This is a genomic window from Micromonospora sp. HK10, assembly GCF_000982955.1.
Classification (GTDB): domain Bacteria; phylum Actinomycetota; class Actinomycetes; order Mycobacteriales; family Micromonosporaceae; genus Micromonospora.
In genome coordinates this window covers 24,952-31,464 of sequence record NZ_KQ058873.1, presented here as the reverse complement: position 1 = coordinate 31,464, position 6,513 = coordinate 24,952, and the positions used below count along the sequence as shown (strand labels likewise).

The 6,513-nt window shown below is 77.5% G+C and carries 4 protein-coding genes; 2 read left to right on the top strand and 2 right to left on the bottom strand.

Features of this window, described 5'->3' with window-relative positions:
- Positions 1 to 1,126 (bottom strand): type VII secretion-associated serine protease mycosin (gene mycP, locus LQ51_RS24935; protein WP_046569725.1); only part of this gene is annotated, 1,126 nt, incomplete at its 3' end.
- Between the two features lie 141 nt (positions 1,127 to 1,267).
- Between mycP and LQ51_RS32950 the strand changes: the two genes are divergently transcribed.
- Both LQ51_RS32950 and LQ51_RS24925 read left to right on the top strand, forming a co-directional pair.
- A complete protein-coding gene (locus LQ51_RS32950) occupies positions 1,268 to 5,104 on the top strand; it encodes an SseB family protein (RefSeq protein WP_046569732.1) in 3,837 nt (1,278 codons plus the stop codon).
- A complete protein-coding gene (locus LQ51_RS24925) occupies positions 5,101 to 5,466 on the top strand; it encodes a hypothetical protein (RefSeq protein WP_046569723.1) in 366 nt (121 codons plus the stop codon). The genes LQ51_RS32950 and LQ51_RS24925 overlap by 4 nt, the downstream gene beginning before the upstream one ends.
- A gap of 1 nt (position 5,467) precedes the next feature.
- Here LQ51_RS24925 and LQ51_RS24920 read toward each other — a convergent pair whose 3' ends face one another.
- Complete coding sequence (locus LQ51_RS24920) at positions 5,468 to 6,400, bottom strand: alpha/beta fold hydrolase (RefSeq protein WP_046569722.1); 933 nt, start codon at positions 6,398 to 6,400, stop codon at positions 5,468 to 5,470.
- Positions 6,401 to 6,513 lie beyond the last annotated feature (113 nt).

The window sequence follows — 6,513 nt, the reverse complement described above, 5'->3', positions numbered from 1 at the left end:
CGCCCGCCGCGCCGGCCACCAGGAGCGCCCGGTGCCGGGCCGCCGCGCGACGCGCCTGCCGGGCCAGGGTGGCCGGGTCGTCCCGGTCGAGTGGCAGCGCCGCCACCCGGTCCGGTCGGGCGGCCGCCGGCCCGGTCGACTCGGTCACGGCCCGATACGGGTTGAGCACCCCCGCCCCGTAGCCCTCCCCGGGGCCGGGCGCCGGATCGGCACCGGCCAGGATCCGCCGGCTCACCTCCGCCGCGCTCAGTTCGGGGCGATACTGCCGCAGCAGCGCGGCGGTGGCCGCCACGAACGGGGTGGCGTAACTCGTGCCCTCGGCCCGGTGGTGCCCCCGCCCCGGGGCGGCCATCAGCACGTCGCTGCCGGGCGCCACCACGTCGACGTACGGGCCGGTCTGGGAGAAGGGGGAGCGCACCCCGTCCGCCCCGATCGCGCCCACCCCGAGCACCCCGTCGTACCCGGCCGGGTACGGCCACGGATCGCCGTTGTCGTGCAGGTTGCCGACGGCGGCCACCACCACGACCTCCCGGCGTTGCGCGTAGGCGATCGCGGCCCGCACTGCGGGGTGGTCCGCGTACAGCACCACGGAGAGGTTGAGCACGTCGGCGTCGTGGTCCACCGCCCACCGGATGGCCCGGGCGAAGCCGGCCGGGCCGACCGTCCGCCCCGCCTCCCGCCCGTCGACGACCTGCTGCTCGCTGACCCGTACCGGGAGGATGCGGACGCCCGGCGCCAGGCCCCGGAACGCCACCCCGGCCTGCGGCGCCGCCGCGATGATGCTGGCCACCCCGGTGCCGTGTCCGGCGCAGTCCCGGGTGCCGTCGCCACCCGGGTCGAGGAAGTCGGCGCCGGCCAGCACCCGCCCGGCGAGTTGGGGATGCGCCCGGTCCACGCCCGAGTCGACGACCGCGACCACCACCCCGGCGCCGGTGGCGAGCGGGGCGAGGCGGTCGGGCGCGTACCGTTGCTGGGGCCACGGCCGGCCGGTCACCGGGCGCGCCGGTGCGGGTGCCGTGGCGCACGTGGCGGGCCTCCGGGCGGACGCCGGGGTGGCCGCCGGCAGCACGGTGCCGAGAACGGCCGCCAGGAGAGCCAGGGCCGGGCGTGCGATGGGCCGGGACATCGACCGCCTCCGTATCGTGTCGACTGCGGAACGGGATGTTAGCGCCCCGCCGCGTCGCCGGCGGCCAGCCATTGTGATCTTGTTCCCACCTTGTAGGTTGTAGGCGATACCTGTGGCCGGTGCACGGAAGGAGAGGTGGCCGTGACCGGATGGGAGCCGGCCACCGAGGCCGAGGTGGCGCTGCGGGATGCCCTCCGCGCCCAGGACCAGCAGCTTTACTTCCGCATCCTGACCAGGACGGATCTCCTGCTGCCGATCTCCGCCGAGGCGGTCGGCGGGCGGTCCCCGGCGGGCTGGGGCACCTGGACGACCGGCGGCCGGACGCACGTGCTGGCATTTACCTCGGTCGACGCGATGCGGGCCTGCCTGGGCGGGAACGCCGGTGCCACCCGGCGCGTCCCGTACGCCGAACTGGCCGCCGGCTGGCCCAACCACGAGTGGTGGCTCGCGGTCAATCCGGGCCTGCCCATCGAGGGCTACCTGCCGGCCTGGTACGTGGCCCAACTGTCCCGGGGGGACGTCCGGCTGCCGGGGCGCACCATGGGAGCCCGGGCCCGCCTGGAACGGGTGGAGAAGGCGACCCGCGCCCGCGCCGCCGCCGGCCGGGAGACGCCGGCCGGCGTGACCCCGCCGACCGGCGGCGCCGGCTCGCCGCCGGCCGGGTGGCCGACGGGGCCCGCCGCGCCGGTGTCGGGGACGCCGGTCGCGCCGGCCACCTCCGGCCCGGCCCCTGCCCCCGCCGTGCCGGTGCCGGGGACGCCGGTCACGCCCGGCCCGGTCCCTGCCGCCGCCCCGGCTCCGGTCGCCCCGCCCCTGCCGCGCTCCGGGTTCCCCGGCCAACCGACCAGACCTGACGGTCCGGCCGCCGGCGTACCCACGGCCGGCCGCACCACGCCGGCCCGCCCGGCGGAACCGGCGTCGTCCGGCTTCCCCGCCGCGGCGTCGCCGACCGCGCCCTGGGAGCAGACCGCGACTGACCTCCGGGGCGCCGTCCCGCCGGTCGAGCCGGCGACCGGGTCACTCCCGGCACCGCCCGTCCCGCCGGGCCGCCCCGCCGCGCCGGGCGCGGCCGACCCACCGCTGCCGCCGATTCCCCGCCGCCCCGGACCGCCCGGCTTCCTGGCGGCGAGCCGCCTCGGGTCGCCGGGCCGACCGCCGGAGGCCGACCCGACGGCCCGCGACGGGTGGCCCCGGCCGGGCAACGGCCTGGCCGACCGGGCCCCCGCCAACCCCTCCGACGACACCGCCGACAGCCTCTCCGGCTGGGTGAACGACCTGCGCCGGCGGCCCGACGAGCCGGATCCCTTCGCCGACGCCGGCCGGGTCGGCGCTTCCCGGAGCCGCTCCGGCGAGCCCGCGCCCCCGCCGCCGGCCCGTTCGTTCTTCGAGTCACCCGCCGGTCCGTCCCCGGTGGAGCCGGCGGGCCGGGGTGCCGAGCGCCCCGCACCGCCGTCCCGGTTCGCCGGTGGCGGGCGGCCGTTCCCGCGCCGCCGGCCGCTGAACGAGCCGGTGCCCGCGGACCCGACCCGGGCGTTCGGCGCTACCGAGGCCACTCCGACCGCCCGTCTGGGTGCCGACGACGAGCCGCCGCGCCCCTTCCGTCCGGCGGTACCGCCCGACTCCGGGGAGGAGACGACCCAGGCCCTGCCCCGGCGCCGTCCCCGTCCCGCCGACCTGGCCGACGTCGGCGAGCGCACCGAGCCCATCCCGAAGCCGGGGGAGGCGGGATTCGCCGTACCGGCGGAGGCGGAGGAGCTACCCCCGTCGCTCGCCGAGCCAGTGTCCGCCCCGCCCGCGTCTCGGCGGGGGTTTACCCCGATCGTCATCGAGGGCACCGTCATCGAAGCCCGGGACCTCACCGTTCCCGAGCCGTACACCGTGCCCACCATTCCCGTCGCCGCCCCGGCGATGACCGAGCCGAGGGTGCCGTCGGCGCACCCGGTGGGCGGTGCCGAGCCGGCCGCGCCCTGGACCGGCGCCCCGGCGCAGGCCGTGCCGTCGGTGCATCCGGCGGGCGGTGGCGAGCCCGTCGCGCCCTGGCGCGGGTTGAGCGAGCCGACGCCGCCGTCGGGGCACCCGGTGGTCGGCGGCGAGCCGGTCGCGCCCTGGTCCGGTGCCAGCGAGGCGACCGTGCCGCTCACCCTCGACCCAGCCGGCGGCGTCGAGCCGGCCGGTGCGGCGGCCCGCCCGGCCGAGCCGGACGGGGAATTCCTCGGCCGCCCGGGCCGGAACGGCCGGCCGGTTGACGAGCCGCCCGGCCCGACCCGCCCGCCCGTCACCGGATCCCTGTTCGAGCCGACAATGCCGCCGGCCGAGCCGAAAATGCCGCTGGCCGAGCCGGCGGTGCCGGCGCACGACCCGCCTGCCGAGGCGACGGTGCCGCTGTTCGGTCCGCCGGCCGAGGCGACGGTGCCGCTGTTCGGTCCGCCGGCTGAGGCGACGGTGCCGACGTATGACCCGCCTGCCGAGGCGACGGTGCCGCTGTTCGGTCCGCCGGCTGAGGCGGCGGTGCCGGCGTATGACCCGTCCGCCGAGGCGACGGTGCCGCTGTTCGCTCCGCCCGCCGAGCCCACTGTGCCGCTGTTCGACCCGCCCGCCGTGCCGGGCGGGTCGCCGGTCACCGGGGAGACCACGGGGGCGGACTCGTTCTTCGCGGCGTCCGGGAGCCGGCCGGTGCGGGCGGGTGAGGAGACCGCCCCGCCGGTCACTCCCGCCGACGGATCCCCCGGCTCACCGCACGCCCCGGGAGCCGCGTCGCTGTTCACCCCCGTCGGCCAGCCGCCAGGACCGCTCGCCGAGCCCGCCGAACCGGCCTCCGGCGCCGCCGGGACGCCCCGCAGTGCCACCGGGATGTCCGACGCCGCCGGGATGTCCGACGCCGCCGGGACGCCTCCCGCCGCCAGGACGGCCGCGCCGACCGGCGCCGCGGTGGAGCCGGCGGCACCGGTCACCGCGGCAACCGCCGGTCCGAACCCGGCGACCGGTGGCGCGCCGGCGGCACCGGCCGACTTCGTTCCGGCGAACGAGGTCGAGGAGGAGCTGCTGGCCGCGACGAGCAGCGGCAGCACCGACGGGTTCCTCACCACGCTGCTGCTGGCCCGGGTGTTGCTGCCGGTGGCCCCCGACTCCGCATCGGGTAGCCGCCCCGGCGACCCGGGTTTCGTGTGGCGGACCGAGCAGCTCGACGGCGGGACGTACGTGGTGGTGCACACCTCGCCCGAGCGGCTCGCCGAGCGCTCCGGCGGCCCGGTCGCGACGGTACGGGTGAAGTTCGTCCGGCTGATCCGGAGCTGGCCCGACGTGAGCTGGTCGTTCGCGGTGAACCCGGGCAGCCCGGTCGGCGCCACCTACCCGGGTGAGCAGGTCCTCGCGCTGGCCAACTGGGCCGCCGAGGTGGGGCTCGGCGACGACCCGGACGGCGAGGCGGAGGCCTCCGCCGCCGATGCCGAGCCGGCGTCCACCAGCCGGCCGGCTGCGCCCCCGGTGGACCGCACCCGCCCGGTGACCATGCAGAAGGCCGTCGCGCCGAGCCAACTCGCCTACTACCTGGAGCGCGGCTACGACCGGGTGTCCGGCTTCGTGCACCGGGCCAGCGAGCTGTCGCACCTGCGTACCCCGGCGGAGCTCTTCGACACGCTCGGCCTCGGGCACCCGGACTCGCCGTTCCGGCGGGACGCCGAGGAGATCTATCTGCTGCGCTGGCCGGCGTACCGGCCCAGCCTCTACCGCATCCCGTACGGGGGGCAGAACGAGGCCGCCATGCGGGCCATGGAGGGCTGGGTCATCGAGCGTCCGCCGTTCCGCGGCAACGGCTTCGCGCCGGGGGAGACCAGCGACGTGGTCGCCGAGTTCAAGGTGGACAGCGCCCGGCTGCCGCACGGCGCGGAGCTGTGGCGGGTCGGCGCGGACGGCAGCGAGCGGGTGGTGGCGGTGCTGGACACCGACGTGCTGCTCTGGCGACCGGTGGACGCGGCATGAACCGGGACGGCTACGTGGCCCGCTGGCAGGGCCGGGAGTACCAGGCCAGCCCGGACGGCGACGACGTCCGCCTCTACCAGCCCGAGCCGGGCGAGGGCTTCGAGGAGGTACGCCCCGGCCGGTACGTGCGGGTGGTGCCGGCCGTCGAGGTGGAGGATCTCGCGTACCTGCGGACCACCTGCACCTGGCAGGGCCAGCCGTTCATCGTGCTGGCCGAGCACGAGGGCTGGCTGCGGGTCGAGTACACCGGTGGGCGCTGGCCGGTGGCGCAGGCGATGGGGCTGGAGGCTTTCGACTTCGGCGTCTACCAGGGGTGGGCGCCGGCGCGTGAGGTCACCGACCTGCGCGAGCAGCGGGTCTGAGTCAGGACTTCGTCCAGCGCAGCACCTCGCCGAGGACCAGGTCGCGGGCCTCGACGTGCGGGAAGTGGCCGACCCCGTCGAGCAGCCGCCACTCGTACGGTGCGCTGACGTAGCGGCCGGAGCCCTGGGCGGTGCGCGGCAGGGAGGCCCGGTCGAGCGCGCCGTGCAGCTGGAGGGTCGGCGTGACGAGCGGCTTCTGCATCAGCTTGACGAACCGGTAGCCGTGCAGCCGCAGCACCGACCGGAACGCCCAGCGGTAGCCCTCCAGGGCGCAGAAGGCCGCCTGCGGGATCTGCATGGCCACCCGGCAGCACCGGGCGTACGCCTCGAACTCCGGACCGTTCACCCAGGCCGGTCCGCCCCAGCGGCGCAGCATCCGCTCGACCTCGACGGCACCGTCGCGGGTCAGCACGTGTTCGTAGCGGGGGAGCTGGAACTTCAGCGTCGGCGTGGAGGCGGTGAACTGGCCGCGCGGGTCGGCGAAGATGGCGGCCCGTAGGCGCAGCGGGTGCGGCGCGCCGAGCACCACCAGCCGCCGGACCAGGGTCGGGTGGAACGAGGCGGCGGTCCAGCCGATGAGGCCGCCGGCGCCGCTGCCCACCACGGTGGCCGACCGTTCGCCGAGGGCGCGGATCAGGCCGGCCACGTCGGCGGCGAGCGTGTAGCCGTCGTACCCCCGGGGTGGCTTGTCGCTCGCGCCGTAGCCGCGCAGGTCGACGGCGACCGCCCGGAAGCCCGCGTCGGCGACCGCGGGCAGCAGGTCCTTCCAGGCGTACCAGTATTCGGGGAAGCCGTGCAGGAAGAGCACCATCGGGCCGGTGCCGGCCTCGACGACGTGGAAGCGGCTCCCGTTGGCGCCGACGAAGCGGTGCGTCCAGGGCCCCTCGGGGAGGACGCAGGACTCGTCGACGGGTCCGCCTCGCTGGTCGGTCATGGGGCACAGCCTAGGGCGGTACGCCGGGGAGCGGCCGCGCAGGTGGTCAGGATCAGGGGATTCTCCGGGGCGCCCCGGGGCCGCGGTGGTCGGCTGACAGGGCGATGCCCGGG

What these genes read in the sequence shown, in the direction of transcription:
- LQ51_RS24925 (WP_046569723.1), top strand. Translation starts at nt 5,101, where the DNA reads ATGAACCGGGACGGCTACGTGGCCCGCTGGCAGGGCCGGGAGTACCAG.
- LQ51_RS24920 (WP_046569722.1), bottom strand. Translation starts at nt 6,400, where the DNA reads ATGACCGACCAGCGAGGCGGACCCGTCGACGAGTCCTGCGTCCTCCCC.